This window comes from Streptomyces xanthii (assembly GCF_014621695.1).
Taxonomy (GTDB): domain Bacteria; phylum Actinomycetota; class Actinomycetes; order Streptomycetales; family Streptomycetaceae; genus Streptomyces; species Streptomyces xanthii.
Genome location: NZ_CP061281.1, coordinates 1,795,912 through 1,812,416, shown reverse-complemented (window position 1 = coordinate 1,812,416; position 16,505 = coordinate 1,795,912). Strand labels below are relative to the sequence as shown.

At 72.2% G+C, this 16,505-nt stretch carries 14 protein-coding genes; 13 read left to right on the top strand and 1 reads right to left on the bottom strand.

The annotated features are described in order from the left end of the window. Window positions 1–48 precede the first annotated feature (48 nt). From kdpB to IAG42_RS08245, 9 genes are all read left to right on the top strand, one after another. Window positions 49–2,151 (top strand): potassium-transporting ATPase subunit KdpB, encoded by a 2,103-nt coding sequence (kdpB, locus tag IAG42_RS08285; RefSeq protein WP_188336377.1) that lies wholly within the window; start codon window positions 49–51, stop codon window positions 2,149–2,151. Between the two features lie 24 nt (window positions 2,152–2,175). Then, the gene (locus IAG42_RS08280) at window positions 2,176–2,826 is read left to right on the top strand and encodes a potassium-transporting ATPase subunit C (RefSeq protein ID WP_188336376.1); all 651 of its coding nucleotides are present in this window, start codon (window positions 2,176–2,178) and stop codon (window positions 2,824–2,826) included. A 206-nt stretch (window positions 2,827–3,032) separates the two neighbouring features. Continuing rightward, a complete protein-coding gene (locus tag IAG42_RS08275; RefSeq protein WP_188336375.1) occupies window positions 3,033–3,884 on the top strand; it encodes an ABC transporter ATP-binding protein in 852 nt (283 codons plus the stop codon). A gap of 120 nt (window positions 3,885–4,004) precedes the next feature. Continuing rightward, window positions 4,005–4,808, top strand: coding sequence for an ABC transporter ATP-binding protein (locus tag IAG42_RS08270; RefSeq protein WP_188336374.1), 804 nt, complete (start codon window positions 4,005–4,007; stop codon window positions 4,806–4,808). A gap of 12 nt (window positions 4,809–4,820) precedes the next feature. Continuing rightward, window positions 4,821–6,164, top strand: coding sequence for an FtsX-like permease family protein (locus IAG42_RS08265; RefSeq protein ID WP_188341256.1), 1,344 nt, complete (start codon window positions 4,821–4,823; stop codon window positions 6,162–6,164). A gap of 95 nt (window positions 6,165–6,259) precedes the next feature. Further along, a complete protein-coding gene (locus IAG42_RS08260) occupies window positions 6,260–6,646 on the top strand; it encodes a cell division protein SepF (protein WP_188336373.1) in 387 nt (128 codons plus the stop codon). 219 nt (window positions 6,647–6,865) lie between these two features. Beyond that, on the top strand, window positions 6,866–8,032 hold the full coding sequence (locus IAG42_RS08255; RefSeq protein WP_188336372.1) for an AAA family ATPase: 1,167 nt from the start codon (window positions 6,866–6,868) through the stop codon (window positions 8,030–8,032). A gap of 179 nt (window positions 8,033–8,211) precedes the next feature. Then, window positions 8,212–8,559, top strand: a complete 348-nt coding sequence (locus tag IAG42_RS08250; protein WP_223206370.1) for a nucleotide pyrophosphohydrolase — start codon at window positions 8,212–8,214, stop codon at window positions 8,557–8,559. A gap of 118 nt (window positions 8,560–8,677) precedes the next feature. Then, window positions 8,678–9,190, top strand: coding sequence for a DUF6099 family protein (locus tag IAG42_RS08245; RefSeq protein WP_188336371.1), 513 nt, complete (start codon window positions 8,678–8,680; stop codon window positions 9,188–9,190). Between the two features lie 233 nt (window positions 9,191–9,423). On the opposite strand, the gene IAG42_RS08240 is transcribed toward IAG42_RS08245, so the two are convergent. After that, window positions 9,424–9,591, bottom strand: a complete 168-nt coding sequence (locus IAG42_RS08240) for a hypothetical protein (RefSeq protein ID WP_188336370.1) — start codon at window positions 9,589–9,591, stop codon at window positions 9,424–9,426. Between the two features lie 247 nt (window positions 9,592–9,838). On the opposite strand from IAG42_RS08240, the gene IAG42_RS08235 reads away from it, so the two are divergent. From IAG42_RS08235 to IAG42_RS08220, 4 genes are all read left to right on the top strand, one after another. Further along, entirely contained in the window at window positions 9,839–10,759 is a 921-nt protein-coding gene (locus IAG42_RS08235) for an LLM class F420-dependent oxidoreductase (RefSeq protein ID WP_188336369.1), read from the top strand. 122 nt (window positions 10,760–10,881) lie between these two features. Beyond that, entirely contained in the window at window positions 10,882–12,417 is a 1,536-nt protein-coding gene (locus tag IAG42_RS08230; RefSeq protein ID WP_188336368.1) for a 3' terminal RNA ribose 2'-O-methyltransferase Hen1, read from the top strand. Next, complete coding sequence (locus tag IAG42_RS08225; RefSeq protein ID WP_188336367.1) at window positions 12,414–14,999, top strand: polynucleotide kinase-phosphatase; 2,586 nt, start codon at window positions 12,414–12,416, stop codon at window positions 14,997–14,999. The genes IAG42_RS08230 and IAG42_RS08225 overlap by 4 nt, the downstream gene beginning before the upstream one ends. Window positions 15,000–15,239: 240 nt before the next feature. Then, a complete protein-coding gene (locus IAG42_RS08220) occupies window positions 15,240–16,469 on the top strand; it encodes an arginine deiminase (RefSeq protein WP_188336366.1) in 1,230 nt (409 codons plus the stop codon). Window positions 16,470–16,505: the final 36 nt, after the last annotated feature.

Below are 16,505 nucleotides of genomic sequence, written 5' to 3'. Positions count from 1 at the left end.
AGCCCTCACACCCAGAAGTCACAGCTGACGAAGAATCCAGAGGGCTCCATGTCCACAGTCACTCCCACCCGGGCCCCGCACCAGGACGTGCCCACCGGGCACGGCTCCGGCGAAGGCGAGGGCCGGGTCGGCGCCGGACTCTTCGACCCCCGGCAGCTCCTGAAGTCCTTCCCGGGCGCCCTGCGCAAACTCGACCCGCGCATCATGATCAAGTCGCCGGTCATGTTCGTGGTGCTCGTCGGGTCCGTGCTGACCACGGCGTTCTCCTTCACCGACCCGACCGACTGGTTCGGCTGGACCATCAGCGCCTGGCTCTGGCTGACCGTGATCTTCGCCAACCTCGCGGAGGCCGTCGCCGAGGGCCGCGGCAAGGCGCAGGCCGACACCCTGCGCAAGGCCAAGACCGACACGGTGGCGCGGCGCCTGGTGGACGGCCGTGAGGAGCGGGTGCCGGGTACGGAGCTCAAGGTCGGCGACCGCGTCGTGTGCGAGGCCGGCGACATCATCCCGGGCGACGGTGACGTGGTCGAGGGCGTCGCCAGCGTCGACGAATCCGCGATCACCGGCGAGTCCGCGCCCGTCATCCGCGAGTCCGGCGGCGACCGCAGCGCCGTCACCGGCGGCACCAAGGTCCTCTCCGACCGCATCGTCGTCAAGATCACCACGAAGCCCGGCGAGACGTTCATCGACCGCATGATCAACCTGGTCGAGGGCGCCGCCCGGCAGAAGACGCCCAACGAGATCGCGCTCAACATCCTGCTCGCCTCCCTGACCGTCGTCTTCCTCCTCGCCGTCGCGACGCTGCCGCCGTTCGCCGACTACGCGGGCAAGCAGCTCGACATGGTCGTCCTGGTCGCCCTCCTGGTCTGCCTCATCCCGACCACCATCGGCGCCCTGCTCTCCGCCATCGGCATCGCCGGCATGGACCGCCTCGTGCAGCGCAACGTGCTCGCCATGTCCGGCCGCGCCGTCGAAGCGGCCGGCGACGTCTCGACGCTGCTGCTCGACAAGACCGGCACCATCACCCTCGGCAACCGGCAGGCCGCCGAGTTCGTCCCCGTGCGCGGCGTCACCGAGGCCGAGGTCGCCGACGCGGCACAGCTCTCGTCCCTGTCGGACGAGACGCCCGAGGGCCGCTCGGTCGTCGTCCTCGCCAAGGAGCGGTACGGGCTGCGTGAACGCCACCAGGGCGAACTCGCGGGCGCCACCTGGATCGAGTTCACCGCCCAGACCCGGATGTCCGGCGTCGACGTCGACGGACGCCGCATCCGCAAGGGGGCCGCAGGTTCGGTCCTGGCCTGGGTCCGCGAACGCGGCGGGCAGGTCGCCGACGACGCCACGACACTCACCGACGCCATCTCCGCCGCCGGCGGCACCCCGCTCCTCGTCGCCGTCGAGGACACCGACGGCGCCCGTGTGCTCGGCGTGATCCACCTCAAGGACGTCGTCAAGGACGGCATGCGCGAACGCTTCGACGAGCTGCGCCGCATGGGCATCAAGACCGTCATGATCACCGGTGACAACCCGCTGACGGCCAAGGCCATCGCGGAAGAGGCCGGCGTCGACGACTTCCTCGCCGAGGCCACGCCCGAGGACAAGATGGCCCTCATCAAGCGGGAGCAGGCGGGCGGCAAGCTCGTCGCGATGACCGGCGACGGCACCAACGACGCGCCGGCGCTGGCCCAGGCGGACGTCGGCGTCGCGATGAACACGGGCACGTCGGCCGCGAAGGAGGCCGGCAACATGGTCGACCTCGACTCGAACCCGACCAAGCTGATCGAGATCGTCGAGATCGGCAAGCAACTGTTGATCACCCGTGGTGCGTTGACCACCTTCTCGATCGCCAACGACGTCGCCAAGTACTTCGCGATCATCCCGGCGCTCTTCGCGGCCGTCTACCCCGGGCTCAACACGCTCAACATCATGCACCTGTCGAGCCCGAACTCGGCGATCCTGTCCGCCGTCGTCTTCAACGCTCTGATCATCGTCGCGCTCGTCCCGCTCGCCCTGAAGGGCGTCCGCTACCGCCCGACCAGCGCCGACCGCATGCTCCGCCGCAACCTCGGCGTCTACGGACTCGGCGGCCTGATCGCCCCCTTCGTCGGCATCAAGGTCATCGACCTGCTCCTCTCCCTCATCCCCGGCCTGTGACGTCCAGAAAGCGTGCTGACCACCATGAACACCTCCGTAGGCAACACCGGCCGGCTGGTCTGGGCGGGCCTGCGCGCCCTGCTCGTCCTCACCGTGCTGTGCGGCGTGCTCTACCCGCTCGCCGTCACGGGAGTCGCCCAGGCGGTCTTCCCCGACAAGGCGAACGGCTCAGAGATCCGGTCCGGGGGCAGGACCGTCGGCTCCTCCCTCATCGGCCAGTCGTACACGACGAAGGACGGCAAGCCCGACCTCAAGTGGTTCCAGGGGCGCCCGCAGAACGGCCTCGGCACGAACAGCGTGAACACCCAGTACAAGCTGATCCTGTCCGGCGCCACCAACCTCGCCGGTGACAACCCCGAACTCGTCGCCCAGGTGAAGAAGGCCCGTGCCGCCGTCGTCGCGGACAACTCCACCGCCACGTACCGGGTGGACCCGGCCGACATCCCGGCCGACGCCGTCACCTCGTCCGGGTCCGGCCTCGACCCCGCCATCTCCCCGGCCTACGCCGACCTCCAGGTGCACCGCGTCGCCGCACGCAACCACCTGCCCGTCGAGCGCGTCCAGAAGCTCGTCGACGCACACACCGACGGACGCACCCTGGGCTTCATCGGCGAACCCACCGTCAACGTCCTCGAACTCAACGTCGCCCTGCAACAGTTGACGCGCAACAGTTGACCGAAGACAGCCGCGCCCACGAAGCGCGGCATGGACGGGGCACAGGCCGCTGTACGGACCACGGCGCGGGGCGGACCGGTCACCCACCGGTCCGCCCCCCGCGCCCGCCGTCCCTCGCCCACCGTCCACCGTCCACCGTCCACGAACCGGACACCCACCCGTATGCGTGCCACCTACAGTTACTGTTCCGGCGGGAGGCACGCACCATGAGCGACAACCTGGACGGCACGACCACCGGCACCCGACCCGAAGACGGCGGCACCGGCGCCCGGATCGTTGCCGCACTCGACGGCGTCGGCATGCGCCGCATCACCACCGGCCAGATCATCCTCGACGCCGTCGACTGGACCGTCCGGGCCGGCGAGCACTGGGCCCTGCTCGGCCCGAACGGCGCCGGAAAGACCAGCATCCTGCGCCTCGTCGGCGCCACCCACCACCCCACCACCGGCACCGTCGAAGTCCTCGGCCACCGACTCGGCCGCGTCGACGTCCGCGAACTGCGCGCCCACATCGGCCACGTCTCCACCTCCCAGCGCGTCCCCCTCGACCTCCCCGGCCACACCGTCGTCCTCACCGGCCACACCGGCACCGTCCAACCCCTCTGGAAGGCCTACGACACCGAGGTCCGCGACCGCGCCGACGCGCTGCTCGCCGAACTCGACATCAAGGACCTCGCCGACCGCCCCTACGGCGTCTGCTCCGGCGGCCAGCGCGCCCGCGTCCTCATCGCCCGCGCCCTCATGGCCGACCCCGCGCTGCTGCTGCTCGACGAGCCGTTCAACGCGCTCGACCTGCCCTCCCGCGAGGACCTCATCGACACCATGCGCCGCCTCGCCGCCGGCCGCCCGCACCTGGCCACCGTCACCGTCACCCACCACCTGGAGGAGCTCTCCCCGGCCATCGGCCACGCCCTCCTGCTCCGCGACGGACGCGTCCTCGCCCGCGGCCCCGTCGAGGACGTCCTCACCCCCGACCGCATGACCGCCTGCTTCGGCCGCCCCATCGAGGTCACCCGCCACGCCGGCCGCTGGCTCGCCCGCTCCGCGGGCCAGCCGTAACCGCCGGGGTGGACCCAGCACCACCCCGGCCCGCCACGTACGCCCCGTGTGCCGCCGGCCCGCCGACCCTAGCGTCGTGGGAAGAGGCGCAGAGCGCGCCGGACAAGGGGAACGGCGATCATGCGACACCACGGACGGACACCCCGGCACACGGCCCACGCGGAAGCGCTGCGCCTGGTCCGGGTCACCAAGAGCTACGGCACGGACGACGGCGGCGCCGACCGCGTCACCGCCCTCGACGACATCACCCTCAGCCTGCCCGCAGGCACGTTCACCGCGGTCATGGGCCCCTCCGGCTCCGGCAAGTCCACACTGCTGCACTGCGCGGCCGGACTCGACCGGCCCGACAGCGGCGTCGTCGCCGTCGACGGCGAGGAGATGAGCGGCGGCCCCGGCCCCGCCCGCAGCGAGGCCGCGCTGACCCGCTTCCGCCGCACCCGCGTCGGCTTCGTGTTCCAGCAGTACAACCTGCTGCCCACCCTCACCGTCGCCCAGAACACGATCCTGCCGCTCAAGCTCGCGGGCCGCCGCGTCGACCGGCAACGCGTCGAGCGCGTCCTCACCGACGTCGGCCTCGGCGACCGGCTCGGGCACCGCCCCGACCAGCTCTCCGGCGGCCAGCGCCAACGCGTCGCCATCGCCCGCGCCCTGGTCACCGAACCCTCCGTGATCTTCGCCGACGAACCGACCGGGGCACTCGACACCCGCAGCGCCCGCGATGTCCTCCGCCTCCTCCAGGAGGCCGTCCGACTGCACGGCAGGACCGTCGTCATGGTCACCCACGACCCGGTCGCCGCCTCCTACGCGGACACCGTCCAGTTCCTCGCCGACGGCCGGCTCGCCGGACAACTCACCGCGCCCACGGTCGACGCGGTCGCCGAACGCCTAGCCCACCTCGGCGACAACATCCCGATGGGAGTGTGAACCGTGTTCACCATGCTCGGACTCGCCCTGCGCTCCGTACGCCAGCGCCCGGGCCGCTTCGTCGCCACACTTCTGTCCGCCTTCCTCGGCGCCACCATCGTCATGACGTTCAACTCGATGCACGACACCGCCGCCGCGGACGGCGTCGACAAGATCAGCTCCGACACCCTCACCACCGCCGCGAGCGTCGTCGGCGGCTACGGCACCCTGCTCGTCTTCTTCGCGATCGCGTCCACATTGACCGTCAACGTGCGTCAACGTGCCGAGGAGATCCACCTGTTGCGGCACACCGGCGCGACCCCCGCCCAGATCAAGCGCATGGTCGTCGGCGAAGCCGTCACCGTCGCACTCGTCGCCACCGTCCTCGCCGTCGGCCCCGCCGCGCTCGGCGGATCACTCCTGCTCGACGCCTTCAAGGACAGCGGCCAGGTCGCCGGCTCCGTCCACCACACCTTCGGCCCGATCGCCCTCCTGTCCGGCATCACGGTCACCCTGCTCGCCTCGGCGGGCGCCGCGTTCCTCGCCGTACGACGCGCCACGAAGGCCGCCGACGGCGCCGGTCAGGCCCGACGGCCCGGCCGCGCCCGCAAGGCCGCCTCCTGGGCGGCGCTCGTCGTCGGCGCCCTCGCGGTCACGAGCACCTTCGCGATGAACGCCACCGACGCCGCCCTCATGGCAGCCCCCGCCTACGGCGCGATCCTGCTCTCCGTCGGCTTCGCCCTCGTCTCCACCGACCTCCTGCGCGCCGTCCTCCGCCGCGCCGAACCCCTCGTCACCGCCCTCACCGGCGCGAGCGGCTACCTGACCGTACGGAACCTGCGACAGCGTGCCCCTCAACTCTCCGGCGTCCTCATGCCGTTGATCCTGTTCACCGGCATGGCCACCGCGACCCTGTACATGCAGGCCGTCGAGAACGACGCGATCAAGGCCTCGGGGCTCACCAGATCAATTGAGGACAAGAACCTCGAGACGCTCAACCTCATCGTGGTCGGCATCATCGTCGTCTTCGCCTGCATCATGCTGATCAACTCCCTGTACGCGGCGACGGCCTACCGCGTCCGCGAGTTCGGCCAGCAGCGCCTCGCCGGAGCCACACCCGCGCAAGTCCTCGGCGGCGTCGCCGTGGAAGGCATCGCCCTGACCGTCACCGGCGTGTTCTTCGGCACACTCGCCGCACTCGCCGGCCTCCTCCCGTTCACCGCGGTCCGCACCGACGGACTCCTCCCGCACCAGGGGCTCGGCATCTGGATCGCCGTGGTGGCCACGGCGACCGCGGCCACCCTGGTCACCAGCCTCGCCACCGCCCGGCGCGGCCTGAAGGTCCCCGCCGTGCAGGCCGTGACCCTCGCCGCGTGACATGCCCGTCCGTGTCGCTGTTGGGCTGAACGGGTGACATGGCGTAAGAATTGACCGGTGCAGACAGTAGTGCGAGCCCGGACGGGGTGGGGGCATTGAACAGCCACGACGTCACTGACGAACAGTGGGAAGGGCTCGCTCAGGTCGTACCGCTGCGCAGCCGCAACGAATGGCCGTCCGCGGTCGACCACCGGGCGATGCCCGAGTACGAGACCGAGCCGCGCCGCCGCTTCGTCGTCCTGCGCGTCAACGTCTTCGGTGACGCCCGCGAGGTCGCCGAGACCGTCATGTCCGGCATCCCCGTCCTGCTCGACCTCACCGGCGCCGAGGGCGAAGTCGCCAAGCGCGTGCTGGACTTCAGCAGCGGGGTGGTCCTCGGCCTCGGCTGCGGCATGCACCGGGTCGACCGCAACGTGTTCCTGCTCGCCCCGCCCGGCACCGAGGTCCAGGGCCTGGTGGCCGGCGCGAGCGCGCTCGGCTGACCTTGAGGTACGGGGGCCGCGCTCAAAGGGGCCCGTACCGACCGGGCCGTACGGACCGGATCCGCAGTGATCCGGGCCGTACTGGCCGAAGCCGCAGTGATCGGGGTCGTATCGAGCGGCGACCCCGTTGGGCAAGCCCGGGCGGCATAGTCCCCCGATCGTAGGAAGGTCATCGAGGGAAATCGGTTCTGCCGGGCGCGGGCGCCTACGTTCATCGACATGACCGTGCTTCAGCCGGGCGCGCCCGCCTTACCCGGCCCGACCCCGGACCGCCCGTACGTGACCGAGCTGCGGCTCTCGGCCTTCGCACGACACCGCGGCACCACCGTCCCCCTCAACTCCTTCACCGTACTGACCGGACCGAGCGGCAGCGGAAAGACCAGCGTGCTGCGGGCCCTCGACGCGCTCGCCCGCCTCGGCGGGGGAGCGCACCTCGACGAGGTCTTCCCCGACCCCGCCGCCTGCGTCCCCGACCAGGCCAGACCCGACGCCCAGCACCGCCGCGGATTCCGCATCGGCTGCACCGTCGCGGGACCGGTCGGACCCGTCCGGCTCGACCTCGCCGTGCAGGCCGAACCCGAACTCCGCATCGTCGGCGAACGCCTGACCGGTCCCGGCGTCACCTACCTGGAGACCGCCCTGCGCGACCCGGGCCGGCGCGACGTCCAGGCCGCCTGGCACACCGCCGGATCCGTCGCCGTCACCCGCGGCCCGCTCCCCGACGACCTGCTCGGCACCGCATTGCTCCCCCTGCGCGTCGCCGGCCGTACCCAGGGCCAGCGCCAGGTGCTGGCCGCCGCGGAACAGACCGTCGTCGGCCTGCGCTCCCTGTTCGCCTGCGACCCCGAACCTGCCCGGATGCGGGCCCCCGTCCCGGTCGGCGACGGCATGCTGCTCGCCGGCTGCGACAACCTCGCCTCGGTACTGCGGCGCACCCGTTCCGAGTGCGCCCACCGGCACGCCCTGCTCGTCGCCGCGGCCCGCGCCGGACTCGCGGGACCCGTACGGGAAGTGCTCGCCGAGACCGGCACCGACGGCCTCGTCCGCGCCGTCGTCGGCCGGGAGAGCGGCCCGGCCACGCCCGTCGGGCGCCTCGCCGACGGTGAACTGCGCTATCTGGCCCTGGCCTTGGTGCTGCTCACCGGCCCGGGGGTGCTGGACGTCGACACCGTGGCCGAGGTGCCGGACGCCTACCAGAGCCTGACCGTGCTCGCCGACGGCCTGGACCGGGGGCTCGACCCGGCCCAGAGCCGCGAACTGGCCGCGCTCGCCGCCCGCATGTGCGCCCGCGGCCACATCCGACTGGTCGCCGCGGTGGGGGAGGGGTCGGCCGTCGTCCCCGAGGCCCGGACGCACGGGGCGGCGGTGGTAGACCTGAGGCCGTGACAGACACAGCACCGGAAAACGGGGACGGGCCAGGACGCGTGCGCGGGATCGGGCACGAGGACGCGGGCAGGGACGACGGCGGGGACGGAGGCCTGGCCGGTGAGGGAGGAGAGGGCGCCCTCGGTCCGGAGGCGGACGGCGCTGCCGGACAGCCGACGGGGACGCCCGACCTCGCGGCGCTGCAGGCCCGGCTCGCCGCCTTCGCCGCCGCCCGCGACTGGGGCCCTTTCCACACGCCGAAGAACCTGGCCTCGGCGCTGAGCGTCGAGGCCGCCGAACTCGTCGAGATCTTCCAGTGGTTGACCCCCGAGCAGTCGGCCCGGGTCATGGACGACCCAGACTCGGCGCACCGGGTCCGCGACGAGGTCGCCGACGTGCTCGCGTATCTGCTGCAACTGTGCGAGGTCCTCGGGATCGACGCCCTCGCCGCGCTGGACGCGAAGATCGACCGCAACGAGTCGCGTTTTCCCGCGCCCGGCCGGGATTCCGTCGACCGCGACCCCGGTCGTCACTCTTCGGAGTCATAGAGTTGTCCACAACCGATTCTGTGTCCACAGATTTCGGGTGACCTCTGGCTTTTCGTCTCGCGGACCCTCACTCTGGGTAGTGGACAAGGGAGTTCGGGCAGGACGGACGGGGACGCGGATGGAAGCGGTGCGGCTCATCGGGGTCGGCCGACGGGCCCTGGCACAGAGCCAGGACGCGCCGGACATCATGAGGGAGGCGTGGCAGGCACAGGCGCTGGCCCAGGCGGTCGGCAGCAGGCTGGCGATGCTAGGGCCCGCGGAATTACGGGGCGACGCGCTGAGCCTGAGCGAGGCGGGAGCGCGGGGCAGCGGCGGCTCCGCTGGACCGGTGGTCGGAGCGGGCGGCATACGAGCGGCACAGCTGACCGAACTGGGCGACGCGCGAGGGGCGTTGCTGGAGCTCGGCGCACTGCTCGGCGATGTGGGGATCGCGCTCGTCGGCGTGGCGAGCGAGTCCTTCGAGGAGGGGGCCTATTGGCAGTGCATGGAAGCGATCGACGCGGCGGACGAGTCCCGGGACCGGGTCCTGGAGATCCTGCGGCGCCTGCCCGAGCGGGACGACGGCAGACTCACCGACCGCGGCCGGAGCAGGGGCGGCGGTCCCGCACCGGGATCCGACTCGGCGGCCTGACCGGGCGGTCTCACCGGTCGCCCGGGCCGGGGTGGCCAGACGGTGCACAGACCGTGTGGCCGGGTCGGTCGGATGGCCACCGGACCGGATGGCCGGACCGGATGGCCGGACGGGACGGCCTGACCGGCAACCCGACGTGACCCGGCTGTACTGGTCGCCGGACTGCCGGACTGCCGGACTGCCGGACCGCGGGACCGCGGATTGCCGGACCGTCGGATTGCCGATCCGGAGCGTCAGCCTTCCTCGGCCACGGCGTGCGGCACACCGCCCGAGTTCTGCTGGAGGTCCGCGTCGAGCTGCGACAGATCGGCGTTGAGCGCCGCCATCAACTCCTCCATCTGCTGCAGCAGACCCTTGGGCGCGCCCTGTTGTTGCGGTACGGACACGACTTCCTCGGACATGACGGCCTCCTCGGCCCTCGCCCTCCCACCTGGGGAAAGGCGGACGACACACAAGACGCCCGGCAGTTGACGCCGGCGCGGATGCCGGGCGGTCCGGCACCGCCCCGGCCAACGATCACCCGGCGGTCCCGGTCACTGAACGGGGCCCGTGCCAGCGCCGGGTTGACGGATTTTCACCCGACCGTGGGGGTCGGGCACCGGAGTGACCAGCAAGGTTGACGCACGTTCGAGCGTGCAGGATGGAGGTATGGATCTTCGCATCTTCACGGAGCCCCAGCAGGGGGCGACCTATGACACGTTGCTGACCGTCGCGAAGGCGACCGAGGACCTCGGCTTCGACGCCTTCTTCCGCTCCGACCATTACTTGCGCATGGGCTCGTCCGACGGGCTGCCCGGTCCCACCGACGCCTGGATCACCCTGGCCGGCCTCGCCCGGGAGACCCGGCGCATCCGCCTCGGCACCCTGATGACGGCGGGCACCTTCCGGCTGCCCGGTGTCCTCGCCATCCAGGTGGCCCAGGTCGACCAGATGTCGGGCGGCCGGGTCGAACTTGGCCTGGGCGCCGGCTGGTTCGAGGAGGAGCACAAGGCGTACGGGATCCCGTTCCCCAAGGAGAAGTTCGACCGGCTGGAGGAGCAGCTGGCCATTGTCACCGGGCTGTGGGGCACCGAGGTCGGCGCCACGTTCACCCACGACGGCACCTACTACCAGCTCGTCGACTCCCCGGCGCTGCCCAAGCCGGCGCAGGCCAAGGTGCCGGTGCTGATCGGTGGGCACGGGGCGAAGCGGACGCCCCGGCTGGCGGCGCGGTACGCGGACGAGTTCAACATCCCGTTCGCGTCCGTCGAGGACAGTGAGCGGCAGTTCGGCCGGGTCCGGGCGGCGGCCGAGCAGGCCGGCCGCCGCGGCGACGACCTGGTGTACTCCAACGCGCTGGTGGTCTGCGTCGGCCGGGACGAGGCGGAGATCAAGCAGCGGGCGGCGGCCATCGGCCGGGACGTCGACGACCTGCGGGCGAACGGGCTGGCCGGCTCGCCGGCGGAGGTCGTCGACAAGATCGGCCGCTACGGGGCGATCGGGTCGAGCAGGATCTACCTCCAGGTCCTGGACCTGGACGACCTGGACCACCTGGAGCTGATCTCCGCACAGGTCCAGTCGCAGCTGTAGGAGCCCAGGAGCCCAGGAGCCCCGGAGCCCAGGAGTCCTCGACGGAACGGGGGCGGTCGTACCGCGCCTCCCCTCGCCAAAACTCGCTGGTCGCGCGCCTCCGGGATCGGGAGACTGGTGGCGTGTTCCTGACGATCAGTACCACCGGTACCCCTGAACGCCCCGCGACCGACCTCGGGTTTCTGCTGCACAAGCATCCCGAGAACGCGCAGGCGTTCTCCACCTCCTACGGCACCGCGCACGTCCTCTACCCCGAGGCGAGTGCGGAGCGGTGCACGGCCGCGTTGCTGCTGGAGGTCGATCCGGTGGCGCTGGTGAGGAGCGGCAAGGGCAAGGGCGGCAAGGGGCGTGGCGGTGCGGCCGACGCGTCGCTCGCGCAGTACGTGAACGACCGGCCCTACGCCGCGTCGTCGCTGCTGGCGGTCGCGCTGAGCGCGGTGTTCTCCAGCGCGCTGCGCGGGGTGTGCGCGGCGCGGCCCGAGCGGGCCGAGGAGGCGTTGCCGCTGCGCGTCGAGGTGCCCGCGCTGCCGGCGCGGGGCGGCCCCGACCTCGTACGGAAGCTGTTCGAGCCGCTCGGATGGGCGGTGACGGTGGCGGCGGTGCCGCTCGACGAGAAGTTCCCCGAGTGGGGGGAGTCGCGGTACGTGCGGCTCGTGCTCGAAGGGGAACTGCGGCTCGCGCACGCGCTGCGGCACCTGTACGTGCTGCTGCCCGTGCTCGACGACGCCAAGCACTACTGGGTGTCCGCCGACGAGGTCGACAAGCTCCTGCGGGCCGGGGACGGCTGGCTGGCCGGGCACCCGGAGCAGAAGCTGATCACCAGCCGCTACCTGGCGCGGCGCTGGGCGCTGACCAGGGAGGCGCTCGGCCGGCTCGAACTGGCGCGGCTCGCGGACGCGGACGACACCGAGGTCGAGGCGATCGACAACGCGGTGGACGAGACGGCCGACACGGAGGAGCGGCCCGTTCCGCTCGCGGTGCGGCGGCGTGAGGCGATCATCGGCGCGCTCCGGGAGGCCGGGGCGGCGCGGGTGCTCGATCTGGGCTGCGGCCAGGGCCAGTTGGTGCAGGAGCTGCTCAAGGACCCGCGGTTCACGGAGATCGTCGGCATGGACGTGTCCGTGCGCGCCCTCACCATCGCGGCCCGGCGGCTCAAGCTGGACCGCATGGGGGAGCGGCAGGCCGCGCGCGTCCAGCTGCGGCAGGGTTCGCTCGCCTACACCGACAAGCGGCTCAAGGGGTACGACGCGGCGGTGCTGAGCGAGGTCGTCGAGCACCTCGACCTGCCGCGGCTGCCGGCCCTCGAGTACGCGGTGTTCGGCTCCGCGCGGCCCCGCACGGTGCTCGTGACCACGCCGAACGTCGAGTACAACGTCCGCTGGGAGTCCCTGCCCGCCGGGCACGCGCGGCACGGCGACCACCGGTTCGAGTGGACGCGCGCCGAGTTCCGGGAGTGGGCCGGGCGGGTCGCCGGGCGGCACGGCTACGAGGTCGCGTACCTGCCGGTCGGGCCCGACGACCCCGAGGTGGGGCCGCCGACGCAGATGGCCGTCTTCAGCCTGACCGACACCCCCGCTCCGAGCGGGACCGCGAACAGAACAGACGTGAACAGCAGGGAAGAGAAGCACCGCGCCGAGAAGGAGGCGAAGGACGGATGAGCGGGACCGACATCGACAACCGGGAGAGCGGACGGACGCTGCCCGTCACCGACCTGAGCCTCGTCGTGCTCATCGGCGCGTCGGGATCGGGCAAGTCCACCTTCGCCCGCGCCCACTTCAAGGCGACCGAGATCATCTCCAGCGACTTCTGCCGGGGCCTGGTCGCCGACGACGAGAACGACCAGAGCGCCAGCCGCGACGCGTTCGACGTGCTCCACTACATCGCCGGCAAGCGGCTCGCCGCGGGACGGCTCACCGTCGTCGACGCGACCAACGTGCAGCAGGAGAGCCGCCGTCAGCTGGTCGAGCTGGCCCGCAAGCACGACGTGCTGCCCATCGCGATCGTCCTCGACGTGCCCGAGGACGTCTGCGCGGCGCGGAACGCCGCCCGCACCGACCGCGCCGACATGCCCCGCCGCGTCATCACCCGGCACACCCGCGAACTGCGCCGCTCCCTGCGCCACCTGGAGCGCGAAGGGTTCCGCAAGGTGCACGTGCTGCGCGGAGCCGAGGAGATCGAGCACGCGGGCGTCGTGCGCGAGAAGCGGTACAACGACCTGACCCACCTCACCGGCCCCTTCGACATCATCGGCGACATCCACGGCTGCGCGGCCGAACTGGAGACCCTGCTCGCCGAGTTGGGCTATGTGGACGGCGCACACCCCGAAGGGCGTACCGCTGTGTTCGTCGGCGACCTCGTCGACCGCGGCCCCGACACCCCCGGCGTCCTGCGCCGCGTCATGGGCATGGTGAAGGCGGGCACCGCGCTGTGCGTGCCCGGCAACCACGAGAACAAGCTGGAGCGCTGGCTCAAGGGCCGCAACGTGCAGCACACGCACGGTCTCGCCGAGACGATCCAGCAGCTGGAGAAGGAGAGCGAGGAGTTCCGCACCGAGGTCCGTGAGTTCGTGCACGGCCTCGTCAGCCACTACGTCCTCGACGGCGGCAAGCTCGTCGTGTGCCACGCGGGCCTGCCCGAGCAGTACCACGGCCGCACCTCTGGCCGGGTGCGCTCGCACGCGCTGTACGGGGACACCACCGGGGAGACCGACGAGTTCGGGCTGCCCGTGCGCTACCCGTGGGCGGAGGACTACCGCGGCAAGGCGGCCGTCGTCTACGGCCACACCCCCGTGCCGAACGCCACCTGGCTCAACAACACCATCTGCCTCGACACCGGCGTCGTCTTCGGCGGCAAGCTCACCGCGCTGCGCTGGCCGGAGCGCGAACTCGTCGACGTACCGGCCGAGCAGGTCTGGTACGAGCCGGTGCGGCCGCTCGCCACGGAGGCGCCCGGCGGGCACCAGGGCCGGCCGCTCGACCTCGCCGACGTGCACGGGCGCCGCACCGTCGAGACCCGGCACGCCGGTCGCGTCGCCGTGCGCGAGGAGAACGCGGCGGCGGCCCTGGAGGTCATGAGCCGCTTCGCCGTCGACCCGCGGCTCGTGCCCTACCTGCCGCCGACCATGGCGCCCACCGCCACGTCCGGGGTGGAGGCCCGCGGCGGAGCCGCTGCCGGAGACTTCCTGGAGCACCCGACGGAGGCCTTCGCCCAGTACGCGGCGGACGGCGTCGCCCGGGTCGTGTGCGAGGAGAAGCACATGGGCTCGCGGGCCGTGGCGCTCGTGTGCCGCGACGCGGAGGCCGCGCGCGAGCGGTTCGGCGTGGACGACGGGTCGGTCACCGGCTCGCTCTACACGCGGACCGGCCGGCCGTTCTTCGACGACGCCGAGACCACCGAGGCGGTCCTCGCCCGGGTGCGGGACGCGGTCACCGCGGCCGGGCTGTGGGAGGAGCTCGACACCGACTGGCTGCTCCTGGACGGCGAGCTGATGCCCTGGTCGCTCAAGGCGTCCGGGCTGCTGCGCTCCCAGTACGCGGCGGTCGGCGCGGCCTCCGGCGCGGCGTTCCCCGGAGTTCTCGCGGCGCTGGAGACGGCCGCCGCGCGCGGGGTCGACGTGGGCGACCTGCTGGAGCGGCAGCGCGGCCGCGCCGTCGACGCGGCCGCGTTCACCGACGCGTACCGGCGTTACTGCTGGACCACGGACGGCCTCGACGGGGTGCGGTTCGCCCCGTTCCAGATCCTCGCCGTGCGCGGCCGGTCGCTGGCCGGGCTGCCGCACGACGAGCTGCTCGCGCTCATCGACCGGGTCGTCGAGCACGACGGGACGGGACTGCTGCAGACGACGCGGCGGCTGTTCGTCGACACCGGGGACGCCGCATCCGTGCGGGCCGGGGTCGACTGGTGGCTGGAGATGACCGGGCGCGGCGGCGAGGGCATGGTCGTGAAGCCCCTCGGGGGGCTCGTCCGTGACGGGAAGGGGCGGCTCGTGCAGCCCGGCATCAAGTGCCGCGGCCGCGAGTACCTCCGGATCATCTACGGGCCCGAGTACACGCGGCCGGAGAACCTCGCGAAGCTGCGGCAGCGGTTCCTCGGGCACAAGCGGTCGCTGGCGATCCGGGAGTACGCGCTGGGGCTCGAGGCCGTCGAGCGACTGGCCGGGGGCGAGCCGCTGTGGCGGGTGCACGAGGCGGTGTTCGGGGTGCTGGCCCTGGAGTCGGAGCCGGTCGACCCCCGGCTGTGACGGGGGCGGGGGTCCGATGGCGCGCCTGCTCGTCCGCCGGGTGCGCCCGCCGGGCGAGCGCGGCCCGTTGAGGCTTCTCGCGCCCCGCGGCGGAGCCGCTGATCGACACGCCCCGCGCCCCTGAGACGCACACCCCTCGGGTGGCATCTCAGGGGCGCGGCCGCTGTGCGGCCGTGCCCCACCGGAACCGAGCGTCCACAACCCGCGCGCGAGCGGCCCCCGCGGGGGAAAGATGACCCCATGGGATTCCACGTCGACTCCGAGGCCGGGCGGCTGCGCCGCGTCATCTTGCACCGGCCCGATCTGGAGCTGAAGCGCCTGACGCCGAGCAACAAGGACCAGCTGCTCTTCGACGACGTGCTCTGGGTACGCAGGGCACGTCAGGAACACGACGGCTTCGCCGACGTGCTGCGCGACCGCGGTGTCACCGTGCACCTCTTCGGTGACCTGCTCACCGAGACGCTGGGCGTCGCCCCCGCCCGCGCCCTCGTCCTGGACCGCGTCTTCGACGAGAAGGAGTACGGGCCGCTGGCCACCGACCATCTGCGGGCCGCCTTCGAGACGCTGCCGGAGCAGGAGCTGGCGACCGCGCTGATCGGCGGCATGACCAAGCGCGAGTTCCTCGAGGCGCACCCGGAGCCGACCTCCGTGCGCTTCCACGCGATGGAGCTGGACGACTTCCTGCTCCGGCCACTGCCCAACCACCTGTTCACCCGCGACACCTCCGCGTGGATCTACGACGGGGTGTCCATCAACGCGATGCGGCTGCCCGCACGGCAGCGCGAGACGGTCCACTTCGAGGCGATCTACCGCCACCACCCGCTCTTCCGGGACGAGGACTTCCGGCTGTGGTCGCAGGGGCAGGCCGACTACCCGTCGACGATCGAGGGCGGCGACGTCCTCGTCATCGGCGAGGGCGCCGTCCTCATCGGCATGAGCGAGCGCACGACCCCGCAGGCCGTGGAGATGCTCGCGCACAAGCTGTTCGAGGCCGGTTCGGCCCGCACCATCGTGGCGCTCGACATGCCCAAGCGGCGGGCGTTCATGCACCTGGACACGGTCATGACGATGGTCGACGGCGACACGTTCACGCAGTACGCGGGGCTCGGCATGCTGCGCTCCTACACGATCGAACCGGGCACCTCGGCGCGGGAGCTGAAGGTCACCGACCATCCGCCGGAGCACATGCACCGGGCGATCGCCGCCGCGCTCGGGCTGAACGAGATCCGGGTGCTCACGGCGACCCAGGACGTGCACGCCGCCGAGCGCGAGCAGTGGGACGACGGGTGCAACGTGCTGGCCGTCGAGCCCGGCGTCGTCGTCGCGTACGAGCGGAACGCGACCACGAACACCTTCCTGCGCAAGCAGGGCGTCGAGGTGATCGAGATCCCCGGCAGCGAGCTCGGCCGCGGGCGGGGCGGCCCGCGCTGCATGAGCTGCCCGGTGGAGCGGGACCCGGTGTCCGGCTGACGGCGGCCGCACCAGGACCGGGGCGCTGTATATAAA